Annotated in this window: 18 protein-coding genes; 9 read left to right on the top strand and 9 right to left on the bottom strand. The window is 72.7% G+C overall.

Annotated elements, in window-relative coordinates; all coding sequences use genetic code 11:
* Positions 1-36 precede the first annotated feature (36 nt).
* The 4 genes from cbiE to cobC all read left to right on the top strand — a co-directional run bounded on the left by cbiE (position 37) and on the right by cobC (position 5,443).
* Positions 37-1,305, top strand: coding sequence for a precorrin-6y C5,15-methyltransferase (decarboxylating) subunit CbiE (cbiE, locus tag ACFYYF_RS34355; RefSeq protein WP_388781813.1), 1,269 nt, complete (start codon positions 37-39; stop codon positions 1,303-1,305).
* On the top strand, positions 1,302-3,008 hold the full coding sequence (gene cobJ / locus ACFYYF_RS34350; RefSeq protein WP_388781675.1) for a precorrin-3B C(17)-methyltransferase: 1,707 nt from the start codon (positions 1,302-1,304) through the stop codon (positions 3,006-3,008). Before cbiE ends, cobJ begins: the two co-directional genes overlap by 4 nt.
* A gap of 337 nt (positions 3,009-3,345) precedes the next feature.
* Positions 3,346-4,299: a sirohydrochlorin chelatase gene (locus ACFYYF_RS34345; protein WP_388781673.1), complete on the top strand. Its 954-nt coding sequence runs from the start codon at positions 3,346-3,348 to the stop codon at positions 4,297-4,299.
* Positions 4,289-5,443 (top strand): Rv2231c family pyridoxal phosphate-dependent protein CobC, encoded by a 1,155-nt coding sequence (cobC, locus tag ACFYYF_RS34340; protein WP_388781671.1) that lies wholly within the window; start codon positions 4,289-4,291, stop codon positions 5,441-5,443. The genes ACFYYF_RS34345 and cobC overlap by 11 nt, the downstream gene beginning before the upstream one ends.
* A 111-nt stretch (positions 5,444-5,554) precedes the next feature.
* Here the strand turns inward: cobC and ACFYYF_RS34335 are convergent, their stop codons facing one another.
* The 5 genes from ACFYYF_RS34335 to ACFYYF_RS34315 form a co-directional block, all read right to left on the bottom strand.
* A complete protein-coding gene (locus tag ACFYYF_RS34335) occupies positions 5,555-6,484 on the bottom strand; it encodes an SCO1860 family LAETG-anchored protein (protein ID WP_388781668.1) in 930 nt (309 codons plus the stop codon).
* Positions 6,485-6,804: 320 nt separating this feature from the next.
* Positions 6,805-7,896: an amidohydrolase family protein gene (locus ACFYYF_RS34330; RefSeq protein ID WP_388781665.1), complete on the bottom strand. Its 1,092-nt coding sequence runs from the start codon at positions 7,894-7,896 to the stop codon at positions 6,805-6,807.
* A gap of 10 nt (positions 7,897-7,906) precedes the next feature.
* Positions 7,907-8,731 (bottom strand): amino acid ABC transporter ATP-binding protein, encoded by an 825-nt coding sequence (locus ACFYYF_RS34325; RefSeq protein ID WP_361685735.1) that lies wholly within the window; start codon positions 8,729-8,731, stop codon positions 7,907-7,909.
* A complete protein-coding gene (locus ACFYYF_RS34320) occupies positions 8,728-9,561 on the bottom strand; it encodes an amino acid ABC transporter permease (protein ID WP_365487785.1) in 834 nt (277 codons plus the stop codon). Before ACFYYF_RS34320 ends, ACFYYF_RS34325 begins: the two co-directional genes overlap by 4 nt.
* Positions 9,558-10,415, bottom strand: coding sequence for a transporter substrate-binding domain-containing protein (locus tag ACFYYF_RS34315; RefSeq protein ID WP_388781662.1), 858 nt, complete (start codon positions 10,413-10,415; stop codon positions 9,558-9,560). Before ACFYYF_RS34315 ends, ACFYYF_RS34320 begins: the two co-directional genes overlap by 4 nt.
* Positions 10,416-10,568: 153 nt before the next feature.
* Between ACFYYF_RS34315 and ACFYYF_RS34310 the strand changes: the two genes are divergently transcribed.
* The 5 genes from ACFYYF_RS34310 (at position 10,569) to thpD (ending at position 15,331) form a co-directional block, all read left to right on the top strand.
* Positions 10,569-11,690 (top strand): pyridoxal-phosphate-dependent aminotransferase family protein, encoded by a 1,122-nt coding sequence (locus ACFYYF_RS34310; RefSeq protein WP_388781660.1) that lies wholly within the window; start codon positions 10,569-10,571, stop codon positions 11,688-11,690.
* A 390-nt stretch (positions 11,691-12,080) separates the two neighbouring features.
* Positions 12,081-12,620, top strand: a complete 540-nt coding sequence (ectA, locus tag ACFYYF_RS34305) for a diaminobutyrate acetyltransferase (RefSeq protein WP_388781657.1) — start codon at positions 12,081-12,083, stop codon at positions 12,618-12,620.
* Between the two features lie 60 nt (positions 12,621-12,680).
* Positions 12,681-13,952, top strand: a complete 1,272-nt coding sequence (ectB, locus tag ACFYYF_RS34300) for a diaminobutyrate--2-oxoglutarate transaminase (RefSeq protein WP_361685745.1) — start codon at positions 12,681-12,683, stop codon at positions 13,950-13,952.
* A 79-nt stretch (positions 13,953-14,031) separates the two neighbouring features.
* Positions 14,032-14,436 carry an ectoine synthase gene (locus tag ACFYYF_RS34295; protein ID WP_388781654.1) on the top strand — a complete coding sequence of 135 codons (405 nt, stop codon included), beginning with the start codon at positions 14,032-14,034 and terminating at the stop codon, positions 14,434-14,436.
* A gap of 7 nt (positions 14,437-14,443) precedes the next feature.
* On the top strand, positions 14,444-15,331 hold the full coding sequence (gene thpD / locus ACFYYF_RS34290) for an ectoine hydroxylase (protein ID WP_388781651.1): 888 nt from the start codon (positions 14,444-14,446) through the stop codon (positions 15,329-15,331).
* A gap of 80 nt (positions 15,332-15,411) precedes the next feature.
* Here thpD and ACFYYF_RS34285 read toward each other — a convergent pair whose 3' ends face one another.
* From ACFYYF_RS34285 to ACFYYF_RS34270, 4 genes are all read right to left on the bottom strand, one after another.
* A complete protein-coding gene (locus ACFYYF_RS34285) occupies positions 15,412-16,464 on the bottom strand; it encodes an aminotransferase class V-fold PLP-dependent enzyme (RefSeq protein ID WP_388781648.1) in 1,053 nt (350 codons plus the stop codon).
* A 125-nt stretch (positions 16,465-16,589) separates the two neighbouring features.
* Positions 16,590-17,309, bottom strand: coding sequence for a DsbA family oxidoreductase (locus tag ACFYYF_RS34280; RefSeq protein WP_361685753.1), 720 nt, complete (start codon positions 17,307-17,309; stop codon positions 16,590-16,592).
* A 78-nt stretch (positions 17,310-17,387) separates the two neighbouring features.
* Positions 17,388-17,939 (bottom strand): GNAT family N-acetyltransferase, encoded by a 552-nt coding sequence (locus ACFYYF_RS34275; protein WP_388781646.1) that lies wholly within the window; start codon positions 17,937-17,939, stop codon positions 17,388-17,390.
* Positions 17,936-18,931 carry a helix-turn-helix domain-containing protein gene (locus tag ACFYYF_RS34270; RefSeq protein ID WP_365487815.1) on the bottom strand — a complete coding sequence of 332 codons (996 nt, stop codon included), beginning with the start codon at positions 18,929-18,931 and terminating at the stop codon, positions 17,936-17,938. Before ACFYYF_RS34270 ends, ACFYYF_RS34275 begins: the two co-directional genes overlap by 4 nt.
* Between the last annotated feature and the right edge of the window lie 4 nt (positions 18,932-18,935).

The following is an 18,935-nucleotide window of genomic DNA, read 5'->3' as shown; positions in this document are numbered from 1 at the left end:
GCGGGAGTGTCCGCCGGTCCTGCGGACCGCTCCGGTGTGATCACCGTCGTCGGTACGGGCACGGGGGCGCCGCTGTCCCCGGAGGCCGAGGGTGTGCTCGCGAGGGCCGGGCTCGTCGTGGGTGCCCGGCGGCATCTGGCGGCGGCCCGGCCGCCGGAGCGGGCCGAGCGCCTGGTGCTCGGGCCGCTGGCACCCGCCCTGGACCGCATCGAGCGGTACACGGACGCCGGGGCGCCGGCCGGCCCGGTCGTGGTGCTCGCCTCGGGCGACCCGGGGTTCTTCGGGATCGCCCGGGCGCTCGCGGAGCGGTTCGGGGCCGGGCGGCTGGACGTCCGGCCGGGCGTCCCGTCCGTGGCGGCCGCCTTCGCCCGCCTCGGCCTGCCCTGGGACGACGCGGTGGTGGTCAGCGCGCACGGGCGCGATCTGCGCACGGCCGTCCAGATCTGCCGGTCGCGGCCCAAGGTGGCCGTGCTGACCGCTCCCGGGTCCGGTCCCGCCGAGCTGGGCGCCTCCCTCGCCGACGCGGGCGCCGAGCGTGTCCTGGTGGTGGCGCGGGCCCTCGGCGACCCGGAGCACGAGGACGTCGAGCGGGTCACGCCCGCCGAGGCCGCCGCCCGCGACTGGGGTCCGGCGGTCAGCGTCGTGCTGTGCCTGGACGAGTCGCGGTCCCTGGCCCCCGTGCGGACCGTCGCCGGGCCGGCCGCCGGTCCCGGCCGATGGGCCCTGGACGAGAGCGAGTTCGCCCACCGCGACTCGATGATCACCAAGTTCGAGGTGCGGGCGCTGGCGCTGGCAAGGATCGGACCGCGGCTCGGCGACCTGGTCTGGGACATCGGCGCGGGCTCGGGGTCCGTCGCCGTGGAGTGCGCGCGGTTCGGCGCCGCGGTCACCGCGGTCGAGAAGACCCAGGACGGCTGCGAACGCGTCCGCGCCAACGCGGCGGCGCACGGCGTGGACGTGCGGGTCGTGCGGGGGTCCGCGCCGGCGGTGCTGTCCGGCCTGGACGAGCCGCACGATCCGGACGCCGTCTTCATCGGCGGCGGCGGACGTGAACTGCCCGCCATCGTCACGGAGTGCGCGCGCCGGGCCCGGCGCGCCGTCGTCGTCGCGATGGCCTCGCTCGACCGGGTGCCCGCCGCCCGTGACGCGCTCACCTCCGCCGGATTCACCTGCGACGGCGTCCTGTTGCAGTCCTCGCGGCTCGCCCCGCTGCCGGGTGGCGTCTCCCGGCTCGCGGCGGCCAATCCCGTCTTCGTGCTGTGGGGCGTCCGGCCTCCGGCCCGTACCGAAGGAGTTCCCCAGTGATCGGCCTGATTTCCGCGACGGCGGCGGGCGCGGCGGCCCGTGACCGGCTCGCCGCGGCCTGGTCCACGCGTACCCGGGTGTACGACGGGCCCGTGGCGGACGCCGTGCGGCGGGCCTTCGCGGAGTGCGACCAGGTGGTGTGCTTCCTCGCCACGGGCGCGGTCGTACGGCTCGTCGCACCGCTGCTCTCGGACAAGGGGGCGGACCCCGGGGTGGTGTGCGTCGACGAGGCGGGACGGTTCGCCGTGTCGCTGGTCGGCGGCCACGCGGGCGGGGCGAACGAACTCGCCCGCGAGGTCGGGGAGTTGCTGGAGGCCGAGCCGGTGGTGACGACGGCGACCGACGCGGTGGGCGTACCCGGTCTCGACACGCTCGGCCTTCCGGTCGAAGGGGATCTCGCCGGGGTCTCGCGGGCCATGCTGGACGGCGAACCGGTCGTGCTGGAGCGGGAGTCGGCCTGGCCGCTGCCCGCGCTGCCGGCGAACGTGGGCAGTCCCGCGGCGCCGGGAGCCGCCGTCGTCCGGGTGAGCGACCGGGTCCGGGAGACCGGCGCGCGCGAGGTCGTCCTGCGTCCGCCGTCCCTCGTCGTCGGTGTCGGAGCCTCCCGGGGCGCGCCCGTGGAGGAGGTCGTCGGGCTCGTCCGGGACGCGCTGCGCGAGGCCGGTCTCTCCGAGCGGTCGGTCGCCCGGCTCGCCACCGTGGACGCCAAGTCCGAGGAGCCCGGCATCGTCGGGGCCGCCGGGCTCCTCGGGGTCCCGGTCGTGACGTACACCGCCGAGGAGCTGGCGGCGGTGGCGGTCCCGAACCCCTCCGGCGCACCGCTCGCCGCCGTGGGCACGCCGTCCGTGGCGGAGGCCGCCGCGCTGCTGGGCGGCGGCGAACTCCTCGTCCCCAAGCGGAAGTCGGCGCGGAGGGACGGGCAGCCCGCCATGGCGACCTGCGCGATCGTGCGCCGCCCGGCGCGCGGGCGGCTCGCGGTCGTCGGCCTCGGCCCCGGGGCCCGCGATCTGCTCACCCCGCGGGCGACGGCGGAACTACGCCGGGCCGCGGTGCTCGTCGGGCTCGACCAGTACGTCGACCAGATCCGCGACCTGCTGCGGCCCGGCACGCTGATCCTGGAGTCGGGGCTCGGCGCCGAGGAGGAGCGGGCGCGCACGGCGGTCGCCGAGGCGCGCCGCGGCCAGGCCGTCGCGCTGATCGGCAGCGGCGACGCGGGCGTCTACGCGATGGCGTCGCCCGCGCTGGCCGAGGCGTCCGACGACATCGACGTCGTCGGGGTGCCGGGGGTGACCGCGGCGCTCGCGGCCGGGGCGATCCTCGGCGCGCCGCTCGGCCACGACCACGTGTCGATCAGCCTGTCCGACCTGCACACGCCGTGGGAGGTCATCGAGCGCCGGGTGCGCGCGGCGGCCGAGGCCGACATCGTCGTGACCTTCTACAACCCGCGCAGCCGGGGCCGGGACTGGCAGCTCCCCAAGGCGCTCACGATCCTCGCGGAGCACCGGGAGCCGACGACGCCGGTGGGTGTGGTGCGCAACGCCTCCCGTCCGGACGAGTCGAGCCGGGTCACGACGCTGGGGTCCCTGGATCCGGGAATCGTCGACATGATGACCGTGGTGACCGTGGGCAACACGGCGACCCGTGAGATCGCCGGGCGCATGGTGACCCCGCGCGGCTACCGCTGGCAGAAGGAGGCCGAGTGAGCCGAGTGAGCGTGACACCGCCCGGGCTCCGGGCCGGACACCCCGCCGTACGGGGGTCCTTCCGGCGGCCGCCCGCCCGCCCGGACGCCTCGCGCCCGGCGTCCGCGGCACCCGCTGCACCCACGGCACGGCCGCGCTCCGCCGGCGGCCCGCCGTCCGCGAGCCGTCCCGCGACGCACGAGGGCATGTTCGCGAAGGGCGGTCCGCCGGCACCGGCGGTCGTGCCCGACGCCGTGCCGTACCCCTTTGTTCCCGAGGCCGACCGGGCCTCGACGACCGCTGGGGCCCACCCGGCCCCGACAACCGCTGCGGCCGACTCTGCCGCCAAGGAGACATCGTGACCACCCCGCCCCCCGCCCTGCTCATCGCCGGACACGGCACCCGGGACGAGGCCGGAGCCGAGGCCTTCCGTTCCTTCGTACGGGAGCTGGGCCGCCGCCATCCCGAACTGCCCGTCGCCGGCGGGTTCATCGAGCTGTCGCCGCCCCCGCTCGGCGAAGCCGTCGGCGAACTCGTCGGACAGGGCGTACGGCGTTTCGCCGCCGTACCGCTGATGCTGGTGTCGGCCGGGCACGCCAAGGGCGACATCCCGGCGGCGCTGGCCCGCGAGAAGGAGCGGCACCCGGGGATCTCGTACACCTACGGGCGTCCGCTGGGCCCGCATCCGTCGCTGCTCGCCGTGCTGGAGCGGCGGCTGGACGAGGCCCTGGGCGACAGTGCCGCGACCCCCGAGGAGCGGGCCGAGGTGACCGTGCTGCTCGTCGGCCGCGGGTCCACCGACCCGGACGCCAACGCCGAGGTGCACAAGGCCGCGCGGCTGCTGTGGGAGGGCCGGGGGTACGCGGGCGTCGAGACCGCGTTCGTGTCCCTCGCGGCACCGGACGTGCCCTCGGGCCTCGACCGCTGCGTGAAGCTCGGCGCGCGCCGGATCGTGGTCCTGCCCTACTTCCTGTTCACCGGCATCCTCCCGGACCGGGTGCGGCGGCAGACGCAGGACTGGGCCGCCGCGCACCCCGGGGTGGAGGTGGGCTCCGCCGAGGTCATCGGTCCCGAACCCGAGCTGCTGGACCTGGTCATGGAGCGCTACCGTGAGGCCGTCGCGGGCGATCTGCGGATGAACTGCGACTCCTGCGTGTACCGGATCGCGCTGCCCGGCTTCGAGGACAAGGTGGGGCTGCCCCAGCAGCCGCACTTCCACCCGGACGACGACGGCCACCATGACGGACACGGGCACCACGACGGACACGGGCACCACCATCACGGGGGACACACGCATTCCCATGCCCACTGACCAGGCCGCCGAGGGCGGGCACGATCTGCGGCACCACGGGGACGCCGAGGTGCGCGACGACGGTTCCAAGCTGAGCGATCTGGCCGTGAACGTCCGGGCGGACACCCCGCCCGCGTGGCTCCTCGACCGGATCGCCGCGTCACTGCCCTCCCTCGCCGCCTACCCGGACGGGCGGGCCGCGCGGGCCGCGGTGGCGGCGCGTCACGGGCTTCCGGTGGAACGGGTGCTGCTCACGGCGGGCGCGGCCGAGGCCTTCGTGCTGCTCGCGCGGGGCCTGGAGGTGCGCCGGCCGGTCGTCGTGCATCCGCAGTTCACGGAGCCCGAGGCCGCGCTGCGGGACGCCGGCCACACGGTGGGCCGCGTGCTGCTGCGGGAGGAGGACGGTTTCCGGCTCGATCCGGCGGCCGTCCCCGAGGACGCCGATCTCGTCGTGATCGGCAATCCGACGAATCCGACCTCGGTGCTGCACCCGGCCGGGATTCTCGCCCGGCTGGCCCGTCCCGGGCGGGTGCTGGTGGTCGACGAGGCGTTCATGGACGCGGTGCCGGGCGAGCGCGAGACGCTGGCCGGGCGGACCGACGTCCCCGGTCTCGTCGTGCTGCGCAGTCTCACGAAGACGTGGGGCCTCGCGGGTCTGCGGATCGGCTATGTGCTCGCCGATCCCGGCACGATCGCCCGGCTGGAGCGCGCCCAGCCGCTCTGGCCGGTGTCCACGCCCGCGCTCGCGGCGGCGGAGGCGTGCGTGTCCTCGCAGGCGCTCGCGGAGGCGGGGCACGCGGCACGGCGGATCGCCAAGGACCGGGACCATCTCGTCGCGGGGCTGCGGGAGTTCACCTGCACCGACGGGCTGCGCGTGGTGGAGCCCGCCGAGGGCTCCTTCGTCCTGGTCAGGCTGCCGCGGGCCGCCGGGGTGCGCCGCGCGCTGCGCGATCTCGGGTTCGCGGTGCGGCGCGGGGACACGTTTCCCGGGCTCGGGGACGAGTGGCTGCGGATCGCGGTACGGGACCGGGCGACGGTCAACCGCTTCCTCCAGGCCCTGGACCGGGCGATGACAGTCGCCGCGGACGGCCACACCGGCCACACCGGCAGCACCGGGATCGTCCCGCCCCAGCCGCCCGGCCCGCGCACGTCCCACCAGGCCTGAACGCCGGGACGCTCGCCCCCTGGACGGGGCCCCCGTCCAGCGCCCCCGGCGCCCCAGACGCCCGGGGGCGAGCGTCCCGGCGAACACCGGCCTCGTCGGCACGGCGCCTTGTCAGCCCCTGCGGCGGCGGGAGACCGCGACCGCTCCGCCGCCCGCGGCGAGCAGGGCCACCGCGCCGGCGGTCAGGTACGGCGTCATGGAGCTGCCCCCGGTCTCGGCGAGGTTGCCCTCCTCGCGGCCGCCCTGCGGAGTCGCCTCGGCCTCCGGGGTGGGGGCCTCCTCGGCGGGAGCGGGCGACGCGGACTCCTCGGGGGCGGGCGCGGCCGGTGACTCGCAGGTGGCCTTCGCCAGGGTGACCGTGCCCTCGACCTGGGCCACGCCCAGCTTCAACGGGTCGACGGACACGTTCAGTTCGAGCGCGGTGGCCGCGGCCGTCCGGGACGTGGTCCCGGTCCTGGAGAGGTCGAGCCGCACCTCACCGACGCCGGGGACCTTCACGTGCGTCGGGCCGCCCGTCGTCAGGGTGACCTTCTTGCCCAGGACGCGGACGGATCCGAGCAGGTTCGCGGTGGCGACGGGCTTCTTCCCCGCCTCGCAGGTCGCCTTCGAGGTCACTTCGGAGACCTCGATGAGCGAGAGCAGCGGTAGCCCGGGGACGTGGACTGCGGCGTGCGCGAGACGGGTCGAGCCCTCGGCCTTCTCGGCGGAGACGGTGGCCTCGGCCGTGGCGACCTCGGCGCGCAGCACGCTGAAGGGACGCCCGCGGTCGACGCCGTCCAACTGGGCGGTGAGCGCGGTCTCCTCGGCACTCTGCGGTGCCTGCACCTCGTTCAGGGAGACCGCGAGCGGGACGTCCACGGTCTTCTTGAGGAGGGACACGTCGAGGCCGGTACGGAGCACGACGGCGCTCGCGCGGCCGTGGTCACCGGTCGCGTGGGCGGAGCCCGCGCCGGCCAGCGCGGCGGGACCCGCGGCGAGGACGGTGGCGGCCGCGGTCGCGGCGAGACGGCGCGCGGGCATGCGGTGGTTGATGCTGTTCAAGGGTGGGACCCCCATAGGAGAAAGCCTGGGACCCGGAAAGAATTACGCACTGAGAGTGAACAGTCAGGCACCTGACGTGAGTTCACTCCATCGTGGGGTTTCCGCGCACGTCTTCGAATCCCGGGGCACAGCCGTTCCCCGTCGTCACTCGCCCAACGCCTCCGGGCGGACACGCCGGTTGACGCGCCCGTTGACGACGGGTTGACGCGCCGGAGCACACCCGGTGGTGCTCAACGAGCACGCCACCCCGGCCGTCACGCTCCGTCAACCACGTCCACGCCGGGCCGCCCACCACGTCCCCCGGGTCCGCGTCAGTCGCGTCAGCCGACGATCCGCCCGTTGAGGACCACCCGTCGCGGATCCGCCAGGACCCGTACGTCGGCGCGCGGGTCCCCGTCGTAGACCACGAGGTCCGCCGGCGCCCCCTCGTCGAGTCCCGGCCTTCCGAGCCAGCGCCTGGCGCCCCAGGCGGTGGCGGAGAGCGCCTCGACGGGCGGGATGCCCGCGGTGACGAGCTCGGCGACCTCGCCCGCGACGAGGCCGTGCGCGAGGGAGCCGCCCGCGTCGGTGCCGACGTAGACGGGGATCCCGGCGTCGTACGCGGCCCGCACGGTGTCGTAGCGCCGCTCGTACAGCCGCCGCATGTGCGCCGACCAGTCGGGGAACCTGGCCTCGCCGCCGTCCGCGAGCCGCGGGAAGGTGGCGATGTTCACGAGGGTCGGGACGATGGCGACACCCCGCTCGGCGAAGAGCGGGACGGTCTCCTCGGTGAGGCCGGTGGCGTGCTCGATGCAGTCGATGCCCGCCTCGACCAGGTCCCGCAGCGAGTCCTCGGCGAAGCAGTGCGCGGTGACCCGGGCGCCGAGCCGGTGCGCCTCCGCGATGGCCGCCTCGACCGCCTCACGGGGCCAGCAGGCGCTCAGGTCGCCGGTGCCGCGGTCGATCCAGTCCCCGACGAGCTTGACCCAGCCGTCCCCGCGCCGGGCCTCCTGGGCGACGTGGGCGACCAGGTCCTCGGGCTCGATCTCGTGGGCGTAGTTGCGGATGTAGCGGCGGGTGCGGGCGATGTGCCGGCCCGCACGGATGATCTTCGGGAGGTCGTCGCGGTCGTCGACCCAGCGGGTGTCGGAGGGCGAGCCCGCGTCGCGGATCAGGAGGGTGCCGGCGTCGCGGTCGGTCAGCGCCTGCTTCTCGGAAACGTCCGCCGGGACCGGGCCGTGGGCGTCGAGCCCGACGTGGCAGTGCGCGTCGACCAGGCCGGGCAGCGCCCAGCCCTCGACGGTGCGGACGTCGCGGGCGCCGGCGGGGCGCTCGTACGAGATCCTGCCGCCGACGACCCACAGCTCGTCGCGGACGTCGTCGGGCCCGACGAGGACCCGCCCCTTCACGTGCAGTACCGGGTGATCGCTCATGCACGGCACCTTAGTGAGGCGGCTTCCCGTCCTCGCCCCGGCCTGTCCTGTTTTCGGCCTGCCGGTCCGGTGTCCCCTCGGGAACGTCCGCCATCGCCGGGTCGAGCAGCCGGGACAGGAAGTGCCGGGTCCGCTCGTGGGCCGGGTTGCCGATGACCTGCGCCGGGGTGCCGTCCTCGACGATCACTCCGCCGTCCATGAAGACGACCCGGTCGGCGACCTCGCGTGCGAAGGTCATCTCGTGGGTGACGACCATCATCGTCATGCCCTCGTCCGCGAGCATCCGCATGACCGCGAGGACGTCGCCGACGAGTTCGGGGTCGAGCGCTGAGGTCGGCTCGTCGAAGAGCATCACGTCGGGTCCCATGGCGAGCGCGCGGGCGATCGCGACGCGCTGCTGCTGGCCGCCGGAGAGGGAGGCCGGATAGGCGTCGGCCTTCTCCGCGAGCCCCACCCGGGCGAGGTTCTCCGCCGCGACACGGGCCGCCTCCGCCTTGTCCCGGCCGAGCACCCGGCGCTGCGGCAGCGTGAGGTTCCCGGTCACCGACAGATGGGGGAAGAGGTTGAACTGCTGGAACACCATGCCGATGCGGCGGCGTACGGCGTCGATGTCGACATCGGGGTCCGTGACCTCCGTACCGCCCACGAACACCTGGCCCTTGGTGGGTTCCTCCAGGAGGTTCACACAGCGCAGCAGCGTCGACTTGCCGGAGCCGGACGGGCCGATCACACAGACGACCTCGCCCTGGCCGATCTCCAGGTCGATCCCGCGCAGCACCTCGTTGTCGCCGAAGGACTTGTGCAGGTCCTTCACCTGGATCTCGGGTGTGCTCACTTGGTGGCCTCCTTCTGCTGCGCCTCAAGGCGTCGCGCGACGAAGCCGAGCGGGATCGTGACCAGCAGGTAGCACAGCCCCGCGACCAGGATCGGCGTGGAGTTGGCGGTCGTGCTGGCCAGGTCGCGGCCGTACTTGGACAGTTCGCGCTCCTCCAGGGTGACACCCAGGAACAGCACCAGCGAGGAGTCCTTGAAGAGGGTCACGAGTTCGTTGGTGAGCGGCGGGACGATGATGCGGAACGCCTGCGGGACGACGATCGAGACCATCGCCCGTGCGTGCGAGAAGCCCAGCGAACGGGCCGCCTCCATCTGTCCCTTGGGCACGGCCTGGATGCCCGCCCGGAAGGTCTCGGCCATGTACGCGGCCCCCACCAGACCGAGGGCCAGGGCGACCTTCCCGTACGTCCCGCCGATGATCTCCGTGCCCGGGAACGCGAGCGGCACCGCGACGCCCACGAAGATGAAGATCATCAGGGCGGGCAGACCGCGGAAGACCTCGATGTAGATTCCGGCGAACCAGCGGTAGGGACCCACCGAGGACAGGCGCATCAGGGCGATGACGATGCCCAGCACGAGACCGACGGCGAAGCCGAACGTCGTGTAGAGGACGGTGTTCTTCAGCGCCAGCGTGATGACGTCCGGGAACATCTGCTTGACCAGGTCCCACTGGAAGAACTGGTTCTGCAGCCGGCCCCAGTCCGCCGTGACCGCGAAGGCGATCACGACGGCGACGAAGACGACGTACTGCACACCGCGTGAGATCTGGCGCTTCCGGCTCCGGCTCAGGCCGGACCTGCGGGGCTGGAGGGGCGTGTCGGCACCACTCATGAGGCGGACGGGGAGGCGGAGGCCGCGGCCGCGTCGTACGGGCCGATCCACTTCTCGTAGAGCTTCTTGTACGTGCCGTCGGCCTTGGCGTCCGCGATGGCCTTGTTGATGGCGGCGAGGAGCTTGGTGTTGCCCTTCTTCACCGTGAAGCCGTACTGCTCACCGGTGCTGAGGTTGTCGACCACCTTGAAGGCGTCGGCGTTGGCCTTGTCCTTCAGCCAGCCCTGGACGACCGGGTAGTCGATGACGACGGCCTGCACCTGACCGCTGCGCAGTCCGCTGAGGACCGCGTCGGAGGACTCGAAGGAGACCGGGTCGAAGCCCTGCTGCTTCGCGTAGTCCTCGCCGGTGGTCTGCGCCTGGGCGCCGAGCTTCTTGCCCTTCGCCTTGACGTCGGCCAGCGAGGTGATGCCGCTCTTCTTGTCGACCAGAACGCCTTGGGTCGCGTTGAAGTACGGGTCGGAGAAGTCGACGTTCTTCTTGCGCTTCTCGGTGATCGTCATACCGGCGGCGGCGAGGTCGCACTGCTCGGAGTTGAGGAACGCGCCCGTCTTGAAGTTCTCGAAGGGGGTGTCGACGATCGCCTGCTTCACGCCCAGGTCCGCGGCGACGAGGTCGATCAGCGACACGTCGAAGCCCTGCACCTTGCCGTCGATCTCCGACTGGAAGGGCGGGTACGGCAGGTGGGTGCACGTGGTGAGCTGCCCCGCCTTGACGAGTTCGACCCCGCCGGACGCGGTCTTGGAGCCGCTGCCGCCGTCGCCGCTGGAGGTGCAGGCGGCCACGAGCGTCAGCCCTGCCGTCAGGGTGATGGCGGCCAGGGCTCGGGTCCGGCGGCCGGAGAGGGGGTTCACGGCGGGCCTTCCTGTCAGGGAACTGTGGGTTCCGATTATAAGGAGATGTTTGAGGCTCTCAAATCAAACCGATGGCCACGGGGCCACTTGACCTAAGAAGTCGCCAGTGGGCGGGGACGAGGGCGCGACAGTTAATCTCGTCACCTGTACCCCATGAGTGAAGAGAGCACCGCCGTGACACACCCGTTCCTGGACCTCGCCCCGCTGAGCGCCGCGCACTTCGCGTCGATCGAGGACCGTGTCGCCCGGCTGCTCGGCACCCGGCAGGATGTCGTGATCATGCAGGGCGAGGCACTGCTTCCCCTGGAGGGGGCCATCCGGGGCACGGCCGGCCCCGGCACCACCGCCCTGAACGTCATCACCGGCCCCTACGGCCAGACGTTCGGGAACTGGCTGCGGGACTGCGGGGCCACGGTGATCGATCTGGCCGTGCCGTTCCACACCGCGGTCACCGCCGCGCAGATCCGCGAGGCCTTCGCCGAGCACCCCTCGATCGACTTCGTGTCGCTCGTGCACGCCGAGGCCGCCACCGGGAACACCAACCCGGTTGCGGAGATCGGTGAGGTCGTACGCGAGCACGGCGCCCTCTTCTACCTGGACGCCGTCGCCTCGATCGGCGCCGAGCCGGTGCTGCCGGACGCCTGGGGTGTCGACCTGTGCGTGATCGGGGCGCAGAAGGCGATGGGCGGTCCCGCCGGTGTCTCGGCGGTGTCCGTGAGCGAGCGGGCGTGGGCGCGGATGGCCGCGAACCCCGGCGCGCCGCGCCGCTCCTACCTCTCCCTGCTCGACTGGAAGGAGCGCTGGGTCGACGGCGGCCGCACGGCGCTGCTGCACGCTCCGGCCCAGCTGGAGATGCTGGCGCTCGAGGCCTGTGTCGAGCGCATCGAGGGCGAGGGTCTGGACGCGGTGATGGCCCGTCACGCCTCGGCCGCGGCGGCCACCCGGGCGGGAGCGGTGGCCCTCGGGGGCGGGCTCGCGCCGTACGTGGACGCCGCCTCCGACGCGGCGCCCGTCGCCACCACCCTGCGGGTGCCCGAGGGCGTGAACGCCTCCACGGTGGTCGCGAAGGCGCTGGCCGCCGATCCCGCGCTGCCGCTCGCCGCGGGCGGCGGCGCCCTCGCGCAGTCGATGATCCGCGTGAACCACTACGGCGCCGACGCCACCCGCGGTGCCGTCCACGCCTCCCTCGCGGGCCTCGGCGGGGCGCTGGCCGAGTCCGGCCTGCCGGTGGACCTGGAGGGGGCGCGCCGGGCCGCGGCCCTGGCCTGGGACTGACCCGGAGGGACCCGGCGGGGGCGTCCGCGCCTCCGCCGGGCCGCGATGGCGCGGGAATTGCAAATCCTTCCCCCGCCCTTATCCTGCCGTCAATTGGGATCCGAATTCCACCGATACAGCTTTCCGAGTTCTTCTGCCCGCTTTCCCGGTGACTAAACGCAAAGATTTCACGAACGAGAGCAGGCGTGATTCGGGGAGGTCCCGTTCACGTTTCACCCTTGTGACACACTCCACAGGGCGCCCGTTTTCTGCGGGATTTTCCAGGCAAACCCCTCGATAAAGGCACGCTCTTCGAGGCCCATTCACGGGCGCGTGATAACACATGCGAGCGTCTTCCGTAACCCCGTCCGACGATGCAATTCGGGCTTTCCATCGGTAAATTCAATCCGCATGACCGCCGTCCAAGCAGACCTGTCAGCGGAATTCCTGGAAATGCCGGAGGGCCTTCGGATCGACCGTCCGGAGGTGGCCGACGGGGCCGCCCTCTGGCGTATCGCCAAGGACTCCCGGACCCTCGACCTGAACTCTTCCTACAGCTACCTGCTGTGGTGCCGTGACTTCGCCGGCACCTCGGCGGTGGCACGGGACGCCGACGGGCGGCCCGTCGGTTTCGTCACCGCGTACGTGCGCCCCGAGCGTCCGGGGACCCTCCTCGTGTGGCAGGTGGCCGTCGACGCCGCGCACCGCGGCCGCGGACTGGCCGCACGCCTCCTCGACGGGCTGACCGCGCGGGTGGCGGCCGAGCGCGGGCTGTCCGCCGTCGAGACCACCATCACCCCGGGCAACACCGCCTCCGAGCGCCTGTTCACGTCGTACGCACGACGCCACGGCGCCCCCGTCGAGCGCGAGGTGCTGTTCGAGACGGGGCAGTTCCCCGACGGGCCGCACGACCCCGAGGTGCTGTACCGCATCGGCCCCTTCCCCGGCTGATCCCCCCTCCTTCCTCCCCTCCCCTCCCCGCCCCCCACAAGCTTCGAGGAGCGAATCCCCTTGACCATCACCCAGCCCGACCTGAGCGTCTTCGAGACCCTGGAGTCGGAGGTGCGCAGCTACTGCCGCAACTGGCCCACCGTCTTCGACCGGGCCCGCGGCAGCCGCATGTACGACGAGGACGGGCACGCGTACCTGGACTTCTTCGCCGGTGCCGGGTCGCTGAACTACGGACACAACAACCCCGTGCTGAAACGGGCCCTGCTCGACTACCTGGAGCGCGACGGCGTCACCCACGGGCTCGACATGTCGACGACGGCCAAGCGCGGTTTCCTGGAGGCCTTCCAGAACCTGGTGCTGCGGCCGCGCGACCTGCCGTACAAGGTGATGTTCCCCGGCCCGACCGGCACCAACGCCGTCGAGTCGGCGCTGAAGCTCGCGCGGAAGGTGAAGGGGCGCGAGGCGATCGTGTCGTTCACCAACGCATTCCACGGGATGTCGCTGGGCTCGCTCGCCGTGACGGGCAACGCCTTCAAGCGCGCGGGCGCCGGCGTCCCGCTGGTGCACGGCACCCCGATGCCGTTCGACAACTACTTCGACGGACAGGTCCCGGACTTCCTGTGGTTCGAGCGGCTCCTGGAGGACCAGGGATCCGGCCTCAACCAGCCCGCCGCGGTGATCGTCGAGACCGTGCAGGGCGAGGGCGGCATCAACGTCGCGCGCCCCGAGTGGCTGCGCGCCCTGGCCGAACTGTGCGCGCGCCGCGACATGCTGCTGATCGTCGACGACATCCAGATGGGCTGCGGGCGGACCGGCGCGTTCTTCTCCTTCGAGGAGGCGGGGATCGTGCCGGACATCGTGACCGTGTCCAAGTCCATCAGCGGGTACGGGCTGCCGATGTCGCTGTGCCTGTTCAAGCCCGAGCTGGACATCTGGGAGCCGGGCGAGCACAACGGCACCTTCCGCGGCAACAACCCGGCGTTCGTCACGGCCGCCGCCGCCCTGGAGGCCTACTGGGCCGACGGGTCCGCGATGGAGAAGCAGACCCGCGCCCGCGGCGAGCAGATCGAACGGGCGCTGATCTCCATCACCGAGGAGAACCTCGCCGACGTCAAGGAGTACCGCGGCCGCGGACTCGTCTGGGGCATCGAGTTCAAGGACAAGGCGCGCGCCGCGCGGGTCTCCGCTCGCGCCTTCGAACTCGGGCTGCTCGTCGAGACGTCGGGGCCGGAGAGCGAGGTCGTGAAACTGCTGCCCGCCCTGACCATCACCCCCGAGGAACTCGACGAGGGCCTGCGCACCCTCGAACGCGCCGTCCGCGAGACCGCCTGAGCCGGTTCTCCGGGAGACCGGCGCAGGCGCGGGAAGCACGACACGCACGACCCACACGAGAGAGAGGCGTCGCACCACCGTGATAGTCCGTTCGTTCAAGGAACTCGAGGGCACCGACCGGCATGTGAAGGCCGCTTCCGGCACCTGGGAGAGCAAGCGCATCGTCCTCGCCCGGGAGAAGGTCGGCTTCTCCCTGCACGAGACGATCCTGTACGCGGGCACGGAGACGTCGATGTGGTACGCGAACCACATCGAGGCCGTGCTGTGCGTCGAGGGCGAGGCCGAACTCACCGATCACGAGACGGGTCAGAAGCACTGGATCTCGCCGGGGACGATGTACCTGCTGAACGGTCACGAGCGCCACACCCTGCGCCCGAAGACCGACTTCCGGTGCGTCTGCGTCTTCAACCCGCCCGTCACCGGACGGGAGGACCACGACGAGAACGGCGTCTACCCGCTGCTCACCGAACCCGAGGAGGTGTGACACACCGATGACCACACTCACCGATCTGTACCCCAGCCGCGCCGCCACCGAAGTGGCCGTGCCCCGCCAGGACCCGGTCGTCTGGGGCGCGCCGGACGAACCCGGCCCGATCTCGCTCCCCGACCTGCACTCCTACGAGCGCGACGGTTTCCTCTCCGTCGAACAGCTCATCGCCGAGGACGAGGTCGCCGTCTACCGGCAGGAACTGGAGCGGCTCGTCACCGACCCGGCGGTCCGGGCGGACGAGCGCTCGATCGTCGAGCCGACGACACAGGAGATCCGGTCCGTCTTCGAGGTGCACCGGATCAGCGAGGTCTTCGCCCGTCTCGTGCGCGACGAGCGCGTCGTCGGGCGGGCCCGGCAGATCCTCGGCTCGGACGTGTACGTCCACCAGTCGCGGATCAACGTCAAGCCGGGCTTCGGGGCGAGCGGCTTCTACTGGCACTCGGACTTCGAGACCTGGCACGCGGAGGACGGTCTGCCGAACATGCGGACCGTGTCCGTCTCGATCGCGCTGACCGAGAACCACGACACCAACGGCGGCCTCATGATCATGCCGGGGTCGCACCGGACGTTCCTCGGGTGCGCGGGGGCCACGCCGAAGGACAACTACAAGAAGTCGCTCCAGATGCAGGACGCCGGGACCCCCTCCGACGAGGCGCTGACCGGGCTCGCGGGCCGGCACGGCATCAAGCTCTTCACGGGCAGGGCGGGTTCGGCGACCTGGTTCGACTGCAACTGCATGCACGGCTCGGGCGACAACATCACCCCGTTCCCGCGCAGCAACGTCTTCATCGTGTTCAACAGCGTGGAGAACGCCGCCGTGGAGCCGTTCGCGGCACCCGTGCGCAGGCCGGATTTCATCGGGGCGCGGGACTTCACGCCGGTGCGGTGAACCGTGCGGTGAACTCCGCCCGGGTGAACGGGAGATGAGCGGCCCCGGGGAGCGTGTGCTCCCCGGGGCCGTCCGCCGTGTCAGCCGGCCAGCATGTCCAGGATCCGGTCGACGTCGGCGGGCGTGTTGTAGAGGTGGAACGACGCCCGCAGATTGCCCGCGCGGTTGGACACCTGGACGCCCGCCCGGCTCAACTCGCCCTGGAGGTGCCCCAGTCCGGGCACCGAGACGATGGCGGAGCCGGGCGCGGGCAGCGGCTCGTGGTCCAGCGCGGCCAGCCCCGTGCGGAACCGGTCCGCGAGGGCGAGGTCGTGCGCGCGGATCCTGTCCACGCCCAGTTCCTCGATCAGCGCGAGGGAGTGGCGCACCCCGGCGTAGGTGAACAGGGCGGGGCTCACGTCGAAACGGCGGGCTGAGCGGGCGAGTTCCTGCACCGGGCCGTAGCAGCTGTTCCAGGGTTCCTCCGCCGCGACCCACCCCGCGAGCAGCGGGGTGAGGCCGCCGAAGTCCTCGGGCACGACGAGGAAGGCCGCGCCGTGCGGGCCCAGCAGCCATTTGAAGGTGATGCACACGGTGAAGTCGTAGCCGTCGGCGTCGACCGGAAGCCAGCCCGCCGCCTGGGAGAAGTCGACGTAGGTGCGCGCCCCGTGGGCGCGGGCCGCCTCGCGCAGCGCGGGCAGGTCCGCGATCCGGCCGTCGGCGGACTGGGCGGCGCTGACCGCGACGAGTGCCGTGCCGGGCCGCACGGACTCGGCGATGCGCTCCAGCGGTACGGCGCGGACCTTCAGGTCGCCGCGGACGTGGAACGGGTTCAGCACGGAGGTGAAGTCGTCCTCGGCGGTGAGGACTTCGGACCCCGGGGCCAGAGCGGCCGCGACCAGCGCGGTCTGGGCGGCGACGGACGGGCCGGCCGCGACCCGGGAGGCCGGGACACCGGCCAGCCGGGCGAAGGAGGCGCGGGCCTGCTCGACGTCCTCGAAGAGGGGGTCGAGCGGCCTGCCCGCGGCCCTCAGGGCCACCGCCTCGTGCAGGGCCGTGACGGTACGGGCCGGCAGCAGACCGCTGCTGGCCGTGTTCAGGTAGGTGTTCTCCGGGGCGAACTCGGCACGGACGAGGGTCTCGAAGGTCTCCATGGGACCACTGTGGGCCCGGACAAGCCCCAAGTCCATCGCGAACTTTTACGCGGTTTCCCCAAGCAGCGCTTATGAATGGGCCCCGACCTGCGTCTTCCGCTGCCGGGGCCCCTCTGCGGCACTTCTCAGTTCTGCGGGACGGCGCAGCCGTCCGGACCACAGGCCTCGGCGCCGGCGGCCTCGTCCTGGATCAGCGTGAGCGACGGACGTTCGCCCCAGGCCTGGGTGAGCGCCTGGGCGAAGACCTCGGCGGGCTGCGCGCCGGAGACCCCGTACGTCCGGTCGAGGACGAAGAAGGGGACGCCGTTCGCGCCCAGTTCGGCGGCCTCGCGCTCGTCGGCGCGGACGTCGTCGGCGTAGGCGGCCGGGTCGGCGAGCACGCCGCGGGCCTCGTCGGCGTCGAGTCCGGCGGCGGCGGCCAGTTCCACCAGCCGCTCGTCGTCGCCGAAGACGGTCCGCTCCTCGGCGAAGTTGGCCTGGTAGAAGAGGCCGATCAGCTCGTCCTGGAGGCCTCGCGCCTTGGCGAGGTGCAGCAGGCGGTGCATGTCGAAGGTGTTGCCGTGGTCGCGGTCCCGGGTGCGGTACGCGAGACCCTCGGCGGCGGCCTGCGTGCCGAGGTTCTCCTCGCCCGCCTGCGCCTGGGCCTCGCTCATGCCGTACTTCTTGGTGAGCATCGTGATCACGGGCTGGATGTCGCCCTTGGCGCGGCCGGGGTCCAGCTCGAAGGAGCGGTGCACGACCTCGACCTCGTCACGGTGCGGGAAGGCGTCCAGCGCCTTCTCGAAACGGGCCTTTCCGACATAGCACCAGGGGCAGGCGATGTCGGACCAGATCTCGACGCGCATTCTTCGGCTCTCTCCAGGTCGTGCGGATACGGGACACCCTCCAGGGACGTCGTTAGGTGAACATTCAAGCGGCTCGGGTCATTCCCCGGCCGTGCCCGCGCTCCGGGCCGCGCTGCCGCGCGCGTCCGCGCGGCCGGGCACGGCGTACCGCAGATACAGGTGGTGATCACCCTCCTCCGGCGGGTTCGCCGGGTCGGGAACCCAGCCCAGACGGGCGTAGAAGGCCTGGGCGCGCAGGTTGTCGACGTGCACGTCGAGGGTCGCCGTGCGCTTCCCGTCCGCCTGCCACTCCTCCACGCAGGCCGCGTGCAGTTCCCTGCCGATGCCGGCCCGCCAGCGGTCGGGGTCGACGTGGAACTGGAAGAGCTTGACCGTGTCGGCGGGGGCGCCCTCGGCCGTACGGAAGGAGGCGATGCCGGTGATCCGGCCCTGGGCGACGGCGCACAGTACGTGCCCGTCGGGGCGTGCGATGGACCCGTGCCATGCCTCGGTCCAGTCCACGTCGCTCTGCGGGACGCCGTCCGGGTAGTACGTGGAACGGGCCCGGAAGTGCAGGTCGGCGATGATCTCGGCCTCGGCGGGCAGGGCGGTGCGGATCATCAGCGCGCCGGTCACACGATCACTGATCATGCAACGGAGGACGTCACGGATCCGGTCACGGTTCCGCGCCGGCTGAACTGGGCCCGGTAGGCGCTCGGGGGAAGGCCGGTCCGGCGGACCACATGGGCGCGCAGCGAGTCGGCGGTGCCGAGTCCGCAGGCCGCCGCCACCCGGTCCATCGGCAGGGTCGTGGTCTCCAGGAGTTCCTTGGCCCGTTCGACGCGCTGGTGGAGCAGCCACTGCAGGGGGCTGACCCCGCTCTCCGCGTGGAACCGGCGGGTGAGGGTGCGCACGCTGACGCCCGCGTGCCGGGCCAGGTCGGTCAGGGTGAGCGGCTTGTCGAGGTTGCGCATGGCCCAGCCGCGGGTGTCGGCACAGGCGTTGCCGCGCTCGGGGGGCAGTGGGGTCTGGGTGAACTGGGTCTGGCCGCCGGGCCGTACGGGGGCGACCAGGGCGAGGCGGGCGACCTCGTTGGCGACGGCGGCGCCGTAGTCGGTGCGGATGACGTGCAGGCACAGGTCGATGCCGGCGGCGTAGCCGGAGGACGTGAGGTACGGCCCGTCCTGCACGTACAGCACGTCTCCGCGCAGGTCGACCTGCGGGTAGCGCCGGCGCAGCTCCTCCGCGTGGGCCCAGTACGTGGTGGCCCTGCGGCCCTGGAGCAGGCCCGCCTCGGCGAGCTGGAAGGCGCCGGTGCAGATGGACGCGACGCGCTTGCCGGCGGCGGCCGCGTCGCGGACGGCCGCCACGATCCGCGGGTCCGGCTCGAACGGCTGCCCGGTGCCGGCGACGACCACCGTGTCCGCCTCCCGCACGGCTTCCAGACCGTGCGGGACGTACAGGTCGAGTCCGGCGGTCGTGGGGACGGGTCCCGGCTCGGCCGTGCAGACGACCACCTCGTACCCCGGCCGGCCGTCCACCTCGACCTTGCCGAACAGCATCTCGGGCATCGCGAGGTTGAACAGCGCCACGGGGGACGGGGCGATGACGGTGACGCGGTGCGGGGCGAGCCGTTCGGGCATGGCC

This window comes from Streptomyces sp. NPDC001914 (assembly GCF_042891215.1).
Classification (GTDB): domain Bacteria; phylum Actinomycetota; class Actinomycetes; order Streptomycetales; family Streptomycetaceae; genus Streptomyces.
This window is presented reverse-complemented; position numbering and strand designations above follow the sequence as displayed.